Origin of the sequence: Streptomyces sp. Rer75 (genome assembly GCF_013414305.1) — a bacterium.
Lineage (GTDB): Bacteria > Actinomycetota > Actinomycetes > Streptomycetales > Streptomycetaceae > Streptomyces > Streptomyces himastatinicus.
This window is the reverse complement of sequence record NZ_CP058693.1, coordinates 2990782-3006357: the sequence shown is the minus strand read 5'-3', so window position 1 is coordinate 3006357 and position 15576 is coordinate 2990782. Positions and strand designations below refer to the sequence as shown.

Here is a 15576-nt window from a genome sequence, read left to right as displayed (position 1 = left end):
ATCACCCTTCCCCGGGCGGCGGCCAGGTGTCGCCCCAGGCGGTGTCGCGGGCGGCGCGGTAGAGGGGGCCGTGGCGCTTGGTGAGGGTGCGGCGGGTGAGGCCCTCGTCGGGGGTGCACAGGTCCAGGAGGACCTGGCCCTTGCGGGTCTGGGGGTGGCGGGTGACGCGGGACGCGGGCGCCTCATCCGCGGACGGGGCCGGGGCGGGGAAGCGGGTCGCCGCGACGTACGCGAACTTCTCGTCCTCGTGCCCCAGCGAGCCCCCCTTCACCTGGCGGTGCAGCGACGAGCGGCTCACCCGGGCCGCGAAGTGACACCAGTCGGCGCCCGGTTCGATGGGGCAGGCGGCGCTGTGCGGGCAGGGGGCCAGGACGTGGAGGCCCGCCGCCACGAGCTGGTCGCGGGCCTCGCGGACGCGCAGATAGCCGTCGGGGGTGCCGGGTTCGACGAGGACCACCGCCTGGGCCGTCCGGGCCGCCTCGCCGACGACCGCGCGGCGGTCGGACGGGGTGAGTTCGCCGAGGACGTAGGAGACGGTGACGAGATCCGTCGTGTCGGGGAGGGCGAGGTCCGCGGTGAGGGCCCGGCGCTGCCAGTGGGCGTCGCGCAGCGGGGCGGCGGGGGACTGCCGGGTCAGCTCGCGGCCGAGGGCGAGGGCGGGTTCGGCCCAGTCCAGGACGGTGGTGCTGTGGGCCCCGTCCGGCCACGCGGCGGCCACGGCCCAGCTCGCCGCGCCCGTGCCGCCGCCGATGTCGAGGTGCGTGGCGGGCGCCCACTCGGGGGCGCGCTCGCGGAGGGCGTCGAGGGCGGCGCGTACGGCCTCGAACGTCGCGGGCATCCGGTACGCGGCGTACGCGGCGACATCGGAGCGGTCGCGCAGCACGGGCGCGTCGGTCGGGGTGCGGCCCCGGTAGTTGGCGATCAGCCGGTCGACCGCCTGGGCCGCCTGGCGGGGCGGCAGTCCGTCGAGGAGCCCGGAGAGTGCGGTGCGCAGCGTCTCGGCGGTGGGGGCGGCGTGCGGGGCGTGCATTCCGTGAATTCTACGGGGTGGGCGGGTTCCCGGGTGCTAGGTCTGACCCGCTGGGGCACCTCCGGCGCTCGGGTGCTTGGTGCTGTCGGCGAGAGAGCCGAAGGGGCGCGACGGTGTCGAAAGGGAGAGCGCGCGGAGACTCCGAGGAACGAGGAGTCGAGCACGGTCGACCGTCGACACCGGCTGAGGCGCCCCGGAGGCGAACGAGCCTCAAAAGGGGGGCGCTACATTGACCGGCATGGCCGGAAAAGCAGTTCCCAACGCGACCCGCCGCAGTGAGCGTTCGCACCGCGCGATCCTCGACGCCGCACTCGAACTCGTCGCCGAAGTGGGCTATCCCAAACTCACGATCGAGGCCATCGCCGCCCGCGCCGGGGTCGGCAAGCAGACGATCTACCGATGGTGGCCCTCCAAGGCGGCCGTCCTGCTGGACGCCTTCGTCGCCCTCGGCGAGCGGGCCGCGCAGGAGGCGGAGGGGCCGGAGAGCGGGGAGCCGTACGCGTTCCCGGACACCGGCGACCTGGAGGCCGACCTCAAGTTCGTGCTGCGCGCGACGGTGGACGAGCTGCTGTCGCCCACATACGACCTGCCCTACCGGGCGCTGGCCGCCGAGGGCATCGTGAACCCGGAGATCGCCGCGGAGTTCGTGAGCCGGGTCATGGAGCCGTCGGTCCAGCTCTACGTCGAGCGGCTGCGCGCCGCCCAGCGGGCCGGACAGGTCGCGGCGGACCTCGATCCGCGGGTCGCCCTGGAGCTGGTGACGGGCCCGATCACCGCCCGCTGGCTGCTGCGGACGCTGCCGCTCACGCATGCGTACGCGGACGCCGTGGTCGAGATGGCACTGCGCGGCCTCAGCCCCCGCTGAGCGGCCTCAGCCCCCGCCGACCCGGCCGAGGGCCCGCACCGGGGTGGTGATCATCAGGCTCGGCGCGTCGGTGATGATCCCGTCGCACCCCAGCCGCACCATCCGGTCGCGCTGCCCGGGGGTGTTGACGGTGTGCGCCCACACATGGGGCACGCCGGAGGCGACGGCCCGCCGTATGTCCGCGTCCCGGGCCCGGTAGTCGACGTCCAGCAGGTCCACGACCCCGCGCCACTCGCCCGGGCGGTCGTGGCGCATCTGCCGGGCGGACCGCCACAGCTGGGCCAGCAGCCCCATCCGGTGGGCCTCGCGGGCGACGTCCGGGTGGTTGGAGTTCACGTAGACCGAGCGGGTCAGGCCCCGGTCGCGGATCATGCGGGCCAGCTCGGGCAGCCCGGCCGGGTCCTTCGTCTCGACCATGAGCGTGGTGCGGCCGCCGAGCCGGTCCAGCGCCTCGGCCACCGTGGGCGGCCGCTCGGGCTTCCAGGCACCGCGCAGGGCGGGGGCGGGGCGGAGGCGTACGGTGCGCCACTGGGCGGCGGTCAGGGCGTTCACGGGCCCGGCCTGGGACGTCGTACGGTCCAGCGTCGCGTCGTGCATGACGACGAGCGTGCCGTCGCGCAGGGAGCGGATGTCGAAGTCGAGGACCTGCGCGTCCTTGCGGGTCAGGGCGGTGGTCAGCCCGGTCATGCTGTTCTCGGGCACTTCGAGGGCGCCGCCGCGGTGGGCCGTGTAGATGATCCGCGGGGGTGCGGGGACGGCGGCGGGCTGATCGCCGAGGAGCCGTTCCGGCAGGTGTGCGGCCGGGTGTGCGGTGCGGGAGGTGGCCGGACGGGCGGTGGGATACGCCAGGACGGCCGCCGGTATGGAAAGGGTGAGGACCGCCACACCGGTCAGAAAATACCTGGTGATCATAAAGCGAACGCTAGGGGTGCTCGTTCGGTTATGTCCTGATATCGGCACCCGGACGTGGGTCCCCGCGTCACCCCGGATGCGGACACCGGTCACCTCGGGAGCAGGATGGTGGCAGCATTGATCGGGTACCGGCGGTACCGCCGGTCGCGGCGGTGAAGCGAGGCGATAGATGGAACGCAAGAGCAGGTTCACCCAGTGGCTGCGCCGGTCGAGAAGCGCGACGGGCGGCGATACCGGCTCGGGGGCGGGCGCCGCGGGCGCCCGCGAGGACCTGCTCATGGCCGCGGCCGCCGCCGGATTCCCGCTCGCGCCCGCCGCGTACCCCTCCGGCTACGGCTGTTCCTGCGACCGCATCGGCTGTCCGACCCCCGCCCGGCACCCCGTCTCCTTCGCCTGGGCGACCCAGGCGTCGGCCGACCCGGAGAAGGTCACCCGGTGGCTGCGCGCCGATCCGCAGGCCAACTTCATCACCGCCACCGGCCTCGTCCACGATGTGCTCGACGTCCCCGTCGAGGCGGGGCGGCAGGCCCTGGAGCGGCTGGGGGCCTCGGACGTCGAGGTCGGACCGGTCGCGACGAGCGGCGCCGATCTTCGGCAGGGGCGGATGCTGTTCTTCACGGCGACGCGCGGTACGCCGGAGGACGAGGACGAGTGGTGGCCGTGCGAGCTGGACTGCCACCCCGAGACGATGGACGAGCACCCGGGGCTGCGGTGGCACTGCCGTGGCAGCTATGTGCTCGTGCCGCCTGCCCGGTTGCCGGGGGATGGGCGGGTGGCGTGGCTCCTCGGGCCGGAGCGGCCGCTGCCGGATCCGCTGACGCTGCTGGAGGCGTTGACCGATGCGTGCCGCTTCGCTGCCGCGGAGGAGGACGAGGAGCATGAGGCTGCGGCTTGGCCTATAGGGCGGTAGCGGCTTTCTGGGGTTGCGGTTTCGTTGCCGGGTGCGGGTCGGTGGTGGGGTTGTGCCCACCCGTTCCTCCCCGCGGAACGATTGCCCACAACCCTCCTATTCGCCCTTGGCTCCCGTTACGCCCTCCAGGCGGTTCAGGAAGACCACCTTCGGGTCGGCCGCGTCCTTCGCCGGGACGCGGACGGCCGACTCGGCGACCCGGGTCAGCGTCACCGCCCGCTTCGCCTCGCCCGTCATCAGCGCCTTGACCTGCGGGTCCGGGTTGGGCCGGAAGCCCTTCGCCATGGTCTGCTTCTGGCGGTGGTGCGAGGTGAAGAAGACCACCGCGCCGCCGTCCTCCGTCCGCAGGCCCACCGGGGCCTCGGCGCCGCCCCCGGCCGCCGGGGTGTCGATGTACTGCGTCCAGAACTTCGGCGTCTTCTTGAACTTGTCCCGCGAGTCCCGGATCCCCGACGTCGCCGAACCGTCCGCGAACGTGTCGCCCTTGCCCGTCATCAGGTAGTCGGCGTAGTCGCTGCTCAGCTTGTCCGGCCGGACGGCGAGCCGGGGCGCCGGACCCGCGGCCTTGACCGGCTTGGCCCAGCCGTCCTTGTCGGTCGCGAAGGCCGGTACCTCGTCCTGGCTGAGGATCGACAGATACGCGGCCTTCCACGGGTCATCGGCGCCCTGCCGGGTGAAGACGACCAGCCACCGGTTGGAGTCCCGGTTGCTGTCGGTGTCCGCCACGAAGAACTTCGGCCACCCGATCTGCCGGGGGATGTGGAAGGTCGCGTCGGACAGCTTCAGCGGCGGGTAGTTCGGGTTGCCCTGCGGGGAGTTGGCGTGCTGGGCCTTCAGGTCGGCCCTGCTGATGGCCTCCAGCGGGCCGGTCTCCACCTCGCTCGCCACGGACGGATCCAGCTCGCGGTACGCCTTGTTGTACGTGGCGGTGAAGTCCTTGAGCGCTTCGGCGGCCTCAGCCTTGTCCACCGACGGGATGTTCTCCCGCTCGCCGTGCACCGTCATGCACCCCGTCAGCGTCATCCCCAGCGCCAGCACCGCCGCTGCGCTCGGAAGGACGGACGGCCGGCGGGGTGACCTGCGTGTCATGGGGCTGCGGCTCCTTCGGGGCTGCGTTGGACGGCGCCACCCTACCCGGGGCGAAGAAGAAGGTCAGCGTGGGGACCAGATACAGCAGCCACACTGTGACCTGGAGCCACGTGGGGTTCGGCTGGAAGTTGAAGACGCCCTTGAGCAGGGTGCCGTACCAGGTGTCCGGCGCGATCGTGGCGCTGATGTCGAACGCCTGGGAGTGCAGCCCCGGAAGCCAGTTCGCCTCCTGGAGGTCGTGGAAGCCGTACGCGAGGACGCCCGCCGCCACCACGACCAGCATGCCGCCCGTCCAGGTGAAGAACTTCGCCAGGTTGATCCGTACCGCGCCGCGGTAGAACAGCCAGCCCAGCGCCACCGCGGTGACCAGGCCCAGGGCCACCCCGATCAGCGGGTCCGCCGAGCCGTCGTTGCTCGCCCGCACCGCGGCCCACACGAACAGCGCGGTCTCCAGGCCCTCCCGGCCCACCGCCAGGAACGCCGTGGCCACCAGCGCGCCGGTGCCCATGGCGAGCGCCGCGTCCAGACGGCCGTGCAGCTCGTGCTTGAGGTGGCGGGCGGTGCGCCGCATCCAGAACACCATCCAGGTCACCAGGCCGACCGCGATGATGGACAGCGAGCCGCCCAGCGCCTCCTGCGCCTCGAACGTCAGCTCCTGCGAGCCGAATGTCAGTGCCGCGCCGAAGGACAGGGCCAGCACGACCGCCGCGCCGATGCCCAGCCACACCGGGCGCAGCGCGTCCCGGCGGTCGGTCTTGACCAGGTAGGCGACCAGGATGCACACGATCAGGCTGGCTTCGAGCCCTTCGCGCAGCCCGATCAGGTAGTTGCCGAACACGGGGTTCGCCTTCCTCTCGTTCTCGGTCCGGTCAGGTGAACAGCGCCCGGCCCCACCAGTCGTCCGCGTCCCGGACGCCCGGCGGGATGGCGAACAGCGCCGAACCCACGTGCTGGATGTACTCGTTGAGCGCGTCGGTGCGCGCCAGGCGCCGCTGGAGCGGTACGAAGCCCTCGCGCACGTCGTGCTGGTACGCGAGGAAGAACAGCCCCGCGTCCAGCCGCCCCAGACCGTCCGTGCCGTCGGTGAAGGAGTAGCCGCGGCGCAGGATGCGGACGCCGCCGTTGGAGTCCGGGTGGGCGAGGCGGACGTGCGCGTCGGGCAGCATCGCCTTGAGGTTGGGCGCATCGCGCTCGTGCTGCTTGCCGTACGGCGCGCCCTCGCCCTTGTCCCGCCCGAACACGTCCTCCTGCTCCTTGAGCGAGGTGCGGTCCCAGGTCTCGATGTGCATGCGGATGCGGCGCGCCACCAGGTACGAGCCGCCCGCCAGCCAGGCCGGGCCCGCCTTCTCGCTCACCCACACGTGCTTGGCCAGGGCGGCGGCGTCGGTGCCGGAGATGTTCCGGGTGCCGTCCTTGAAGCCCATCATGTTGCGCGGCGTCTGCGCGTCCGGGGTCGTGGAGGACGTCTTGCCGAAGCCCAGCTGCGACCAGCGGACGGCGACCTTGCCCATGCCGATGCGGGCCAGGTTGCGGATCGCGTGCACGGCCACCTGCGGGTCGTCGGCACACGCCTGCACGCACAGGTCGCCGTCGCTGCGGGCCGCGTCGAGGTCGTCGCCGGGGAAGACGGGCAGGTCGATCAGCGCCTCGGGCCGCCGCCCCGCGATCCCGAACCGGTCCTTGCCCTTCTTGTCCTTGAAGAGGGTGGGGCCGACCCCGAAGGTGAGGGTGAGCCGGGACGGCTTGAGTCCCAGCGCCTCCCCGGTGTCGTCCGGCGGCGCCTCGACGAGGTCGCTGACCGCGCCGTCGCCGACCGCGTGCCCCTGCGTCATCCGGGCCGCCGCCTTCGTCCACTCCTTGAGCAGGTCGATCAGCTCGGCGCGGTCGTCGGTGGTGACGTCGAAGGCCGCGAAGTGCAGCCGGTCCTGGACGGCGGTGGCGATGCCCGCCTGGTGCGCCCCGTGGAAGGGGACGGCGCCGCCGCTGTCGCCCACCGGCCGGGCGTCGTCGCCGGTGCCGGTGAGCGCGGCGGCCGTGCCCCCGGCGGCCGCGGCGCCGAGCGCGAGCCCGGCACCGCCCCAGCCGATCAGGGCGCGGCGCGAGGGGGAGGTCGTGGCCTCGTCGGTCATGACCCGTCCCTCACTTCGAGACGACGGCGGCGGCGAGCTTGGACAGCGGCTCGGCCAGCGCGTTGACCGCGTCCGACAGCTCCTTGCGCTCGCTCTCCGAGACGGTGTCGTACGAGACGAAGCCGTCGCCCTCGCGGTACTCGTCCAGCAGCTTCTTCACCGCGGCGAACTGCTTGTCCAGGTCCTTGGCGAGGGCCGGGTCGCGCTTCCCGGCCACGGGCTTGAGCAGCTGGTACGAGGTCTCGGCGCCCTCGACGTTGGCCTCGAAGTCCACCAGGTCGGTGTGGCTGTAGCGCTCCTCCTCGCCGGTGACCTTGCCGGTCTGCACCTCGTCCAGCAGCTCCTTGGCGCCGTTCGCCATGCCGGTGGGGGTGATCTCGGCCGTGCCGACCCGCTTCTGCCAGTCCTTCAGGTCCTTGATCAGCCGGTCGGCGAGATCATGGTCGGCCTTGGTGATCTTCTTCGTCTGCCACAGCGACTTCTCCAGCCGGTGCCAGCCGGTCCACTTCTGGCCCTTCTCCAGCCCGTCCTCGCGCACATCGACCTTCGGGTCGATGTCGCCGAAGGACTCGGCGACCGGCTCGGTGCGCTCCCAGCCGATGCGGGAGGGCGCGTACGCCTTCTTGGCGGCCTCCAGATCGTCCTTCTTGACCGCGTCGGCGAACGCCTGGGCCTTCGGCAGCGTCTCGTCGGCCTGCTTCTGCGCGTACGCGCGGTACGCGGCCACCGCCTTGTCCAGCCGCGGATCCCGCTCGGCCGCCGCGCCCTTACCGGTCGCGGACACCTTCTGGCGGATGCCGTGGCCCTTCATCCCGGGCTTGCAGGCGATCTCGTACGAACCGGTCTTCACCTCGGCGTTGATCACGGCCTTGGTGCCGGGCCCGATGTTCTCCCGCTCGGTGACGATCCGGTCGCCGGGGGCGTAGACGTAGACCTCGGTGACCTTGGCGCCCTTGTTCTCCACCGCGAGCTTCACGTGTCCGGCCGGGAACGACTTCTTGGAGACCTTGCACGCACTGTCCGACGCGGTGACCTGCACGGCGTCGGAGTCCTTGGCGTCGGACTTCTTGGCGCAGCCTGCGACGGCGGTGACCGTCGCCAGCGCCGATATCGCGGCGACGAGGGAGGTGCGGGCGGCTCTCATACGGGCTCCAGACACGGCTCGGGACATAGCGGGCCTATCGGGGCAAGATTGGTCATTGCTCCGATAAGGCGAACCTAACTTAACTGAGCCTTGCCTGCGTGGCGCCCGGGTAATTCCAAGAATCTCTTTGCACATGGCAAATATTCGGCCAACTGGCCGGTCTGCGTTATGAGGACGTTATAGGGACGTGACGTCCCGGCGAGGCAACACGATCAGCTCCCCGGTGCGGGGATGGGGGACCACCTCCACCGGCTGCCGGTAGACCCGGGACAGCAGGGCGGCGTCGAACACCTCCTCCGGCGCCCCGTCCGCCCCGATCCGGCCCTCGTGCAGGACGGCGGCCCGGTCCGCGTGCGCGGCCGCCAGCGACAGGTCGTGCAGCACCACCACGACCGCGTCCCCCGCGGCGGCGCGGTCCCGGCAGACCCTCAGGACCAGCTCCTGGTGGCGCAGATCCAGGGCGGCGGTCGGCTCGTCGAGCAGCAGCAGCCGGGTGTGCTGGGCCAGGACCCGGGCGAGCGCGACCCGGGCCCGCTCGCCGCCGGAGAGCGCGAGGAACGGCCGCGCGGCGAACCCCGCCACCTCCACCCGGGCCATCGCCGCCGCCACCGCCTCCTCGTCCTCGTCCTCCGCTGCGGTGCCCGCCCAGGGCGCCCGGCCCATCGTCACGACCTCCCGGACCGTGAAGGGAAAGGCGAGGGCGGGGTCCTGGGGAAGCACGGCACGGCGCAGCGCCAGCTCGCCCGGCGCCCAGGCGCCCACCGGGCGGCCGTCGACGCGGACCGCGCCGGAGGCGGCGGGCAGATCGGCCGCGAGCGCGGCGAGCAGCGTGGATTTGCCCGCCCCATTGGGCCCCACGAGCGCCAGCGCGCCGCCTTCGACGGCCAACTCCGCTTCCGGGGCAAGGACCTCGACCTCGCGCTCAGCGGAGTGACCGTACGGATTGCGGACGGGCGCGGGACCCTGGCGGCCGATGTGGCCGACCGGGGCTCGACGCACCGGACCGTCCCGCTGGCCACCTTCCCCGCCGCCCGGCTGCGCCCCACGAACGGGCTGCTCACCCTGGCCGACGCCCCGGCCACGCTCACCGCGCGCGGCGCCCGGGCGTTCGGCGGTCTCTACCGGGCGGGCACGGCCATGGACCCGGTCTCGCTCGCCGTCCCCGTGGCCGCCTTCGTCCTGCCGCGCCGCCGCCGCACGAACGCCACTGAAGTCACTGAAGCCACTGAACGCGACTGAACGCCACTGCATGCCGCTGACCGCCGCCCCGACATCCGTGGGCGGCGCCACCGCCAAGGAGGCACCCGGACCATGACCGTCACCCCGCCCGCACCCCGCAGACGCGCCCCGCGCGCCCTGCTCGCGCTCGCCACAGCCGTCGCCGCCGGTGTGGCGCTCGGCGCCACCTTCGCGGCCCTCCCCGCGCAGGCCGCGACGGCCGACGCACCCGGGCTGGAACTGAAGGACGGAACCCTGGAGTGGGGTGTGAAGGAGGGGTTCCGTAAATATGTGACGGGCCCGATAGCCCACGGCACGATCGAGGTCGCGGACGGCGCCCGACAGGCCCCCGACAACGGCCCGTTCACCTTCACCGACGGCACGGGCACGTACGACACCTCGACCCATGCCGTCGCCACCACCTTCAAGGGCAGCGTCCGCTTCACCGGCCACGGCGGCGCGCTCGACCTCACCCTCGGCGACCTCAAGGTGCGTACCGAGGGCACCTCGGGTGAGATCACCGCCGATGTCACCGCGTCCGGCAGGACCAGCGACGATGTCGCCCTCGCCACCCTCGATCTGTCCAAGGTGACCCCGGGGAGCGGCGACGGCGGCCGGATGACCTTCGCGAACATCCCGACGAAGCTGACCGCCGACGGCGCCAAGGCGTTCAACGACATGTACCAGGAGAGGCAGCCGCTGGACCCCGCCACGCTCGCCGTGACACCGGGCGGCGCGCCCCAGCCGACGCCGCCGACCCCGCCCGCCACCCCGACCGCCTCGAACACCCCGACCGCGACGCCCGAACCGCCCTCGGCCACCCCGCCCAGCCGCACGTCCTCCGCCCCGGCCGCAACGCCCACCTCCGCTCCCGCTCCCGGGATCGTGGACGGCAACCTCGACTGGGGCGTGAAGAAGTCCTTCCGCGACTACGTCACCGGCCGATCGCGAAGGGCGAGATCACCCTCTCCGGCGGCGCGGCCGAGCAGGGCACCACCGGCTATCGCTTCCCCAACGCCCAGGGCACGTACGACGCCGAAGGCGGCTCCCTCGACGCGTCGTTCGACGGCGCGATCCGCTTCACCGGCCACGGGGGCTCGCTGGACCTGAAGTTCAGCGACCTGGGCATCGAGGTCGACGGCGCCAAGGGCGCGCTGATGGCCGACGTATCGGCCAAGGACCGGGACACGGGCAAGGTCACCGAGAGCGACGACGTCCGGGTGGCCGACCTCACCACGGGCGCCCTCGACCCCAAGGGCGACGTCATCACCCTCACCGACGCCCCGGCCGCCCCGAGGGCCGACGGCGCCAAGGCCTTCGGCGGCTTCTACGCGGCGGGCGACGCCCTCGACCCGGTCACCGTCGCCGTCTCCCTGGACGAGGACGCCACCCTCCCCGACGGCTCGCCCTCCGGCGGCACGACCGGCGGCGGCACGACGAGCGGCGGCACGACCGGCGGCAGCACGACGGGCGGCGGCACGACCGGCGGTACGGGCTCCCTCGCCACCACCGGCGCGGACATCCCCGCCCGGGAGATGCTGGGCGGCGCCGCCGCGCTGGGCGCCGTGGGCGCGGCGACCGTCCTCGCCGCCACCCGCCGCCGCGGCGAAAACTGACCCGCCCGCTCCTTCGGCCCCGCGCGGCACCGGGCGCGGGGCCGAAGCGGCACCGCTCAGGCGCTGAGCGGGAAGCGGCGGCCCAGGTCGCCGAGGATCGCGGTGTTGAGGTTGTACGCGTGCTTGCACTCGTCGACCACGCGCTGCTTCTCCAGGTCGTCCACCGGCAGGGCGTCCAGGAGGGCGCGGTAGTCGCGCTTGAAGGCGGCCGGGTTGGGGATCGACTCGAAGACGTAGAACCGCACCCCGTCGCCCTTGCGGTCGAAGCCCCACGTCTTCTCGGCCATCCCGCGGACGATCTGGCCGCCGGAGAGGTCGCCCATGTAGCGGGTGTAGTGGTGGGCGACCAGCCCGGCGGGCCAGTCCCGTACGCAACTCTCGATCCGGGCCGCGTACTCCGCCGTGGCGGGCAGCGGCTCCAGGCCGGAGCGCCAGCGCGGGCCGCCGAGGTGGGCCAGGTCGCGCTCCAGCTCCTCCGTACGGGCCAGGTCGAGCCGTACGAACGGGCCCGCCACCGGGTCCTCGGCGAGGTGGCCGGGGGTCGACTCCAGGGCCCGGTAGACGAACCAGAGCTGCTCCGTGTACTGCCGGTACGCGTCCACGCCCAGCCGCCCGCCGAGCAGGTCCCCCATGAAGGCCGACCCGGCGACCTGGGTGTGCTGCTCGTGCGAGGCGGCGCGGAGGAGCGCGGAGAAGGGCGTGGGCGTGGCGTCCAAGACGGCCTCCGGGGTAGGTTAGGGCGACCTAACTTCACCCTTTCCCGACGGCCTGTCGGCAAAACCTCCGGTTCAGGGAAGCGTCAGGATCTCCGCCCCGGTGTCCGTCACCACCAGCGTGTGCTCGAACTGAGCCGTCCGCTTGCGGTCCTTGGTGACGACCGTCCAGCCGTCCTCCCACATGTCGTACTCGTACGTGCCGAGCGTCAGCATCGGCTCGATCGTGAACGTCATGCCCGGCTTGATCTCCGTCGTGTGGTGCGGGCTGTCGTAGTGCGGCACGATCAGGCCGGAGTGGAACGACGTATTGACGCCGTGGCCGGTGAAGTCACGGACCACGCCGTAGCCGAAGCGCTTGGCGTACGACTCGATGACCCGGCCGATGATGTTGATCTTCCGGCCCGGCTTGACGGCCTTGATCGCGCGGTTGAGCGACTCCCGCGTCCGCTCCACCAGCAGCCGCGACTCCTCGTCCACGTCGCCGCACAGGTAGGTGGCGTTGTTGTCGCCGTGCACGCCGTGGATGAAGGCCGTGACGTCGAGGTTCACGATGTCGCCGTCGCGCAGGACGGTGGTGTCCGGGATGCCGTGGCAGATGACCTCGTTGACCGAGGAGCACAGCGACTTCGGGAAGCCCCGGTAGCCGAGGGTCGACGGATACGCGCCGTGGTCGCACATGTACTCGTGCGCGACCCGGTCCAGCTCGTCCGTCGTCACCCCCGGCGCGATCAGCTTCGCGGCCTCCTCCATCGCCCGCGCGGCGATCCGCCCCGCGATCCGCATCCGCTCGATCGTTTCGGCGTCCTGCACCTCGGGCCCCTCATACGGTGCGGGGCCCTCCTTCCCGACGTACTCGGGCCGCGGGATCGAGGCGGGGACGGGGCGGGTGGGGGAGATGGCCCCCGGAACAAGGAGTGACTGGCCAGACATATCAGCGAGTGTATCGGCGCCGGATCGGGCACCATGGCCGCGAGGAAGACCACGGCGTGAGGTATCGAGACGGAGGCCGGGATGGCGCTGTTCAGGAAGGGTCCCGTCGGAAAGCCGGGCGAGTGGTACTACTGCGTCAAGCACCACAAGGTCGAAGAGGGCCCGGAATGCCGGGCGGCCGACCGCCTGGGCCCCTACGGCACCCCGGAAGAGGCCGCCCGCGCCCTCGAAACGGCGCAGGAGCGGAACGCCCAGTGGCAGAACGACCCCCGCTGGCAGGACGACGCCCCAGACGACGGCGCCTCCCGGGGCGGCACGACCTAGCAGACCGTTGCCTGGGTGGCGGCGCGGGTCAGTTTCGGGTGGCTGAGGACGTCGGTGCTGTCGACGAACTGGTCGACGGTGCCGATCTCGGCAGGGAGCTGATGGCCGGGTCGGTGACCGGCTCGCGCACCATGAACACGTCCACCGGATCCTCGGTCTCCAGGACGAAGCCCTGCCGTTCGTACAGCCGCCGGGCCGGACTGCCCTGGAGCACGTTCAGCCGGACCAGGGTGCCGTCGCGGTCGCACTGCTCCAGGAGTCCGCGCAGCACGGCCGTGCCGATGCCGCTTCCCTGGAGGTGCGGGGCCAGGTAGAAGTGCTCCAGCCAGTGGGCGTCCTCGGCCGGGCGCAGTGACACGCAGCCGGCGAACGCGCCGCTCACCTCGATCACCCAGGTGTGCGCGGGAGCGAACCCGTTCCGCAGGCGCTGCCGCACGCGCTGCTCGTCGTAGCGCCCGAGCCGCTCCAGATCCGCCCGCAGCACCACGGCCCGCAGCTCGGCCACCGCCTCGACGTCCGCCATCGACGCCGGTCGAATCCCCCAGTCCGCCATGATCGTCAGACTACTGGTGGGGCGCGGCCGCGCGGACGGCCCTCGCGTGGTCGTCCGTGCGTGCGTCGTACGCCATCAGGCGGGGGAGTGCCACGGCCAGGAGGGCGACCGACGCCACGCAGGCCAGCCCGCCCGACCAGACCGCGGCCCGGGCGCCCGTGAGACCGGCCGTGGTGCCCGCGCGGACCTGGCCAAGTTGGGGGCCGGTGGCGTACGAGAGCAGTTCGATGCCCGCCAGGCGGCCCCGGAGCTTGTCGGGGATCGTCTGGTTCCAGATCGTGGCGCGGAACAGTCCGCTCACCATGTCGCCGCCGCCCGCCACCGCCAGGCACAGCAGCACCAGCCAGACGTTCGACAGCCACCCCGCGGCGGCCATCGCCAGCCCCCAGACCGCCGCACCCAGGACCACCATCCGGCCGTGGCGGTGGATGCGGGACGTCCAGCCGCTGGTCGCGCTGACCGCCACCGAGCCGACCGAGCCCGCCGCGTACATCAGGCCGAGCGCCCAGGGGGCGTCCAGGTCGTCGGCGAGGAAGGGGAAGATCGCGTTCGGGAAGGCGAAGAACATCGCGGCCATGTCCACCGCGTACGTCCCCAGCAGCTCCTTGCGCCGCCAGGCGTACCGCGCGCCCTCGCCGATCGCCCGCAGCGACGGCGGATCGGCGTCGTGGGCGGGCGGGGCCGGGGTGAGGCCGAGCGAGAGGAGGAGGGAGGCGATGAAGGTCAGCAGGTCGAGGCCGTAGGCCAGCGGCAGGCCCGCGTACGCGACGACCACACCGGCGAGCGAGGGGCCCGCGATGGCCGACAGCTGCCAGCGCATCGAGTTCAGCGCGGCCGCGGCGGTGAGCTGGTCGTGCGGGACGATACGGGCCACGACCGCGTCGATGGCCGGGCGCTGGAGCCCCATCAACGCGCTGGTCAGCGCGGCGACGACGTACAGCGGCCACAGCATGGGGTCCGGCAGCAGGCTGTTGACCAGCAGCAGGACGGAGAGCAGCCCGAGCCCGGCCTCCGTGGCGAGGATCAGCTTCCGGCGTTCGACCGCGTCGGCGAGCGCCCCGCCGTACAGGCCGAAGACGATCAGCGGAACCAGCTCCACCGCCCCGATCGCCCCCACCGCCACCGCGGAGCCGGTCAGCTCCTTGATCTGGAGCGGCAGCGCCACCATCGTCAGGAAGCTGCCGAAGGCGGTCACCAGGCCCGCCGTCCACATGAGGCGGAAGTCCCGGGAGGAGCGCCAGGGCGCGAGGTCCGGCAGCAACGCGCGGGTACGCCTCCGCGGGGGTTCTGGCGGGGTTCGGCCGTCTTCGGCGGTCACGGTCACGAGTGCACATGCTCCGGCCGCGCCGACGCCCACGGCAACCGAATTACGCCCCGCTGACGGGGCCTTGCCCTTGCCACGGTGCGGTGGTCGTCCGGGCTTGGGGCTGTCGCAGGGGCACGGCGGAGCCCCTGGCCGCGCTCACCAGCCCGGTGGGGGTGGGGACGTCAGTTGGTCGGCCAGCCGGGCCAGGCGGTCGCGGATGCGGCGGCGGCCGGGGCGGGGCGGGAGGGTGTTCTCCCCGGCGGCCGCGCTGACCAGGTGTTGGACCGTGTCGAGGTCGAGGTCGGCGCCCTCGGGGGCGGACAGCGCGTCGTGGGCCAGGGCGTGCAGTTCGGGGTCGCCGCCGTCGAGGGCGAGGACGGTGGCGCCGCCGCGGCGGGCGTCGTTGACGCGTTCCAGCAGCCCGGCGCCCGGGTCGCCGGGGGTGACGACGAGGAGGGTCTCGCCGCGTCCCGCCGCCTCCAGGCGGCCCAGGCCGACCGCCAGGTGGGCCGGGACCGCGCGGCCCGGCGGGACCCGGTGGCGGACCAGGGTGGGGGACAGTTCGGGCAGTCCGGACCAGGCGGCCTCGTCGTCGAGGTGGGCGGCCAGATGCCAGGGTTCGTACTCGGCGCTGCCCACGAGCAGCAGCCCGCCCTCGCGCGAGCCGATCGAGGCCCGCAGGGAGCCCGCGAAGCGGCGGGTGGACTGCAACCACTCGGTTCCGGCGAGCACTTCGCGCAGCAGCGCGACCCGTACGGCGTCCATGGCACCCGGATCCTGCCGGGGCCGGGGACCGGCCGTTGGGGAAATGGGGGGCACTCACCCCTTTGAGGG

Annotated in this window: 17 protein-coding genes and 1 pseudogene; 6 read left to right on the top strand and 12 right to left on the bottom strand. The window is 72.9% G+C overall.

Annotated elements, in window-relative coordinates; all coding sequences use genetic code 11:
* Position 1: 1 nt before the first annotated feature.
* Positions 2-1030, bottom strand: a complete 1029-nt coding sequence (locus HYQ63_RS12610) for a small ribosomal subunit Rsm22 family protein (RefSeq protein WP_179933904.1) — start codon at positions 1028-1030, stop codon at positions 2-4.
* A gap of 238 nt (positions 1031-1268) precedes the next feature.
* On the opposite strand from HYQ63_RS12610, the gene HYQ63_RS12605 reads away from it, so the two are divergent.
* Positions 1269-1895, top strand: a complete 627-nt coding sequence (locus HYQ63_RS12605) for a TetR/AcrR family transcriptional regulator (RefSeq protein ID WP_179933903.1) — start codon at positions 1269-1271, stop codon at positions 1893-1895.
* Positions 1896-1901: 6 nt separating this feature from the next.
* Here HYQ63_RS12605 and HYQ63_RS12600 read toward each other — a convergent pair whose 3' ends face one another.
* On the bottom strand, positions 1902-2807 hold the full coding sequence (locus tag HYQ63_RS12600; protein WP_179933902.1) for a glycerophosphodiester phosphodiesterase: 906 nt from the start codon (positions 2805-2807) through the stop codon (positions 1902-1904).
* 169 nt (positions 2808-2976) lie between these two features.
* Between HYQ63_RS12600 and HYQ63_RS12595 the strand changes: the two genes are divergently transcribed.
* A complete protein-coding gene (locus tag HYQ63_RS12595) occupies positions 2977-3717 on the top strand; it encodes a bifunctional DNA primase/polymerase (protein WP_179933901.1) in 741 nt (246 codons plus the stop codon).
* Positions 3718-3813: 96 nt separating this feature from the next.
* Here the strand turns inward: HYQ63_RS12595 and HYQ63_RS12590 are convergent, their stop codons facing one another.
* From HYQ63_RS12590 to HYQ63_RS12570, 5 genes are all read right to left on the bottom strand, one after another.
* On the bottom strand, positions 3814-4722 hold the full coding sequence (locus HYQ63_RS12590; protein ID WP_179940021.1) for a hypothetical protein: 909 nt from the start codon (positions 4720-4722) through the stop codon (positions 3814-3816).
* A complete protein-coding gene (efeU, locus tag HYQ63_RS12585) occupies positions 4673-5644 on the bottom strand; it encodes an iron uptake transporter permease EfeU (protein WP_179933900.1) in 972 nt (323 codons plus the stop codon). Before efeU ends, HYQ63_RS12590 begins: the two co-directional genes overlap by 50 nt.
* 31 nt (positions 5645-5675) lie before the next feature.
* The gene (efeB, locus tag HYQ63_RS12580; RefSeq protein WP_179933899.1) at positions 5676-6935 is read right to left on the bottom strand and encodes an iron uptake transporter deferrochelatase/peroxidase subunit; all 1260 of its coding nucleotides are present in this window, start codon (positions 6933-6935) and stop codon (positions 5676-5678) included.
* Between the two features lie 10 nt (positions 6936-6945).
* On the bottom strand, positions 6946-8079 hold the full coding sequence (efeO, locus tag HYQ63_RS12575; protein WP_179933898.1) for an iron uptake system protein EfeO: 1134 nt from the start codon (positions 8077-8079) through the stop codon (positions 6946-6948).
* 177 nt (positions 8080-8256) lie between these two features.
* The gene (locus HYQ63_RS12570) at positions 8257-8967 is read right to left on the bottom strand and encodes a heme ABC transporter ATP-binding protein (RefSeq protein ID WP_257232598.1); all 711 of its coding nucleotides are present in this window, start codon (positions 8965-8967) and stop codon (positions 8257-8259) included.
* Between HYQ63_RS12570 and HYQ63_RS44605 the strand changes: the two genes are divergently transcribed.
* From HYQ63_RS44605 to HYQ63_RS45590, 3 genes and pseudogenes are all read left to right on the top strand, one after another.
* The gene (locus HYQ63_RS44605) at positions 8884-9318 is read left to right on the top strand and encodes an HtaA domain-containing protein (protein WP_257232597.1); all 435 of its coding nucleotides are present in this window, start codon (positions 8884-8886) and stop codon (positions 9316-9318) included. The two genes, HYQ63_RS12570 and HYQ63_RS44605, sit on opposite strands and share 84 nt — an antisense overlap.
* Positions 9319-9390: 72 nt before the next feature.
* A pseudogene (locus HYQ63_RS45595) lies at positions 9391-9954 on the top strand (HtaA domain-containing protein); the annotation flags it as partial.
* 245 nt (positions 9955-10199) lie between these two features.
* A complete protein-coding gene (locus HYQ63_RS45590; RefSeq protein ID WP_306664879.1) occupies positions 10200-10913 on the top strand; it encodes an HtaA domain-containing protein in 714 nt (237 codons plus the stop codon).
* Positions 10914-10969: 56 nt separating this feature from the next.
* Here HYQ63_RS45590 and HYQ63_RS12560 read toward each other — a convergent pair whose 3' ends face one another.
* Positions 10970-11629 carry a heme oxygenase (biliverdin-producing) gene (locus HYQ63_RS12560; protein ID WP_179933896.1) on the bottom strand — a complete coding sequence of 220 codons (660 nt, stop codon included), beginning with the start codon at positions 11627-11629 and terminating at the stop codon, positions 10970-10972.
* 72 nt (positions 11630-11701) lie between these two features.
* The gene (gene map, locus HYQ63_RS12555) at positions 11702-12559 is read right to left on the bottom strand and encodes a type I methionyl aminopeptidase (protein ID WP_179933895.1); all 858 of its coding nucleotides are present in this window, start codon (positions 12557-12559) and stop codon (positions 11702-11704) included.
* Between the two features lie 81 nt (positions 12560-12640).
* Between map and HYQ63_RS12550 the strand changes: the two genes are divergently transcribed.
* Positions 12641-12883 carry a hypothetical protein gene (locus tag HYQ63_RS12550; RefSeq protein WP_179933894.1) on the top strand — a complete coding sequence of 81 codons (243 nt, stop codon included), beginning with the start codon at positions 12641-12643 and terminating at the stop codon, positions 12881-12883.
* 28 nt (positions 12884-12911) lie between these two features.
* On the opposite strand, the gene HYQ63_RS12545 is transcribed toward HYQ63_RS12550, so the two are convergent.
* The 3 genes from HYQ63_RS12545 to HYQ63_RS12535 all read right to left on the bottom strand — a co-directional run bounded on the left by HYQ63_RS12545 (position 12912) and on the right by HYQ63_RS12535 (position 15507).
* A complete protein-coding gene (locus HYQ63_RS12545; protein ID WP_179933893.1) occupies positions 12912-13436 on the bottom strand; it encodes a GNAT family N-acetyltransferase in 525 nt (174 codons plus the stop codon).
* 10 nt (positions 13437-13446) lie between these two features.
* Positions 13447-14754, bottom strand: coding sequence for an MFS transporter (locus HYQ63_RS12540; RefSeq protein WP_179933892.1), 1308 nt, complete (start codon positions 14752-14754; stop codon positions 13447-13449).
* 144 nt (positions 14755-14898) lie between these two features.
* Positions 14899-15507 (bottom strand): hypothetical protein, encoded by a 609-nt coding sequence (locus HYQ63_RS12535; protein WP_179933891.1) that lies wholly within the window; start codon positions 15505-15507, stop codon positions 14899-14901.
* Positions 15508-15576: the final 69 nt, after the last annotated feature.

What these genes read in the sequence shown, in the direction of transcription:
- HYQ63_RS12610 (WP_179933904.1), bottom strand. Translation starts at nt 1,030, where the DNA reads ATGCACGCCCCGCACGCCGCCCCCACCGCCGAGACGCTGCGCACCGCA.
- HYQ63_RS12605 (WP_179933903.1), top strand. Translation starts at nt 1,269, where the DNA reads ATGGCCGGAAAAGCAGTTCCCAACGCGACCCGCCGCAGTGAGCGTTCG.
- HYQ63_RS12600 (WP_179933902.1), bottom strand. Translation starts at nt 2,807, where the DNA reads ATGATCACCAGGTATTTTCTGACCGGTGTGGCGGTCCTCACCCTTTCC.
- HYQ63_RS12595 (WP_179933901.1), top strand. Translation starts at nt 2,977, where the DNA reads ATGGAACGCAAGAGCAGGTTCACCCAGTGGCTGCGCCGGTCGAGAAGC.
- HYQ63_RS12590 (WP_179940021.1), bottom strand. Translation starts at nt 4,722, where the DNA reads ATGACGGTGCACGGCGAGCGGGAGAACATCCCGTCGGTGGACAAGGCT.
- efeB (WP_179933899.1), bottom strand. Translation starts at nt 6,935, where the DNA reads ATGACCGACGAGGCCACGACCTCCCCCTCGCGCCGCGCCCTGATCGGC.
- efeO (WP_179933898.1), bottom strand. Translation starts at nt 8,079, where the DNA reads ATGAGAGCCGCCCGCACCTCCCTCGTCGCCGCGATATCGGCGCTGGCG.
- map (WP_179933895.1), bottom strand. Translation starts at nt 12,559, where the DNA reads ATGTCTGGCCAGTCACTCCTTGTTCCGGGGGCCATCTCCCCCACCCGC.
- HYQ63_RS12550 (WP_179933894.1), top strand. Translation starts at nt 12,641, where the DNA reads ATGGCGCTGTTCAGGAAGGGTCCCGTCGGAAAGCCGGGCGAGTGGTAC.
- HYQ63_RS12545 (WP_179933893.1), bottom strand. Translation starts at nt 13,436, where the DNA reads ATGGCGGACTGGGGGATTCGACCGGCGTCGATGGCGGACGTCGAGGCG.
- HYQ63_RS12535 (WP_179933891.1), bottom strand. Translation starts at nt 15,507, where the DNA reads ATGGACGCCGTACGGGTCGCGCTGCTGCGCGAAGTGCTCGCCGGAACC.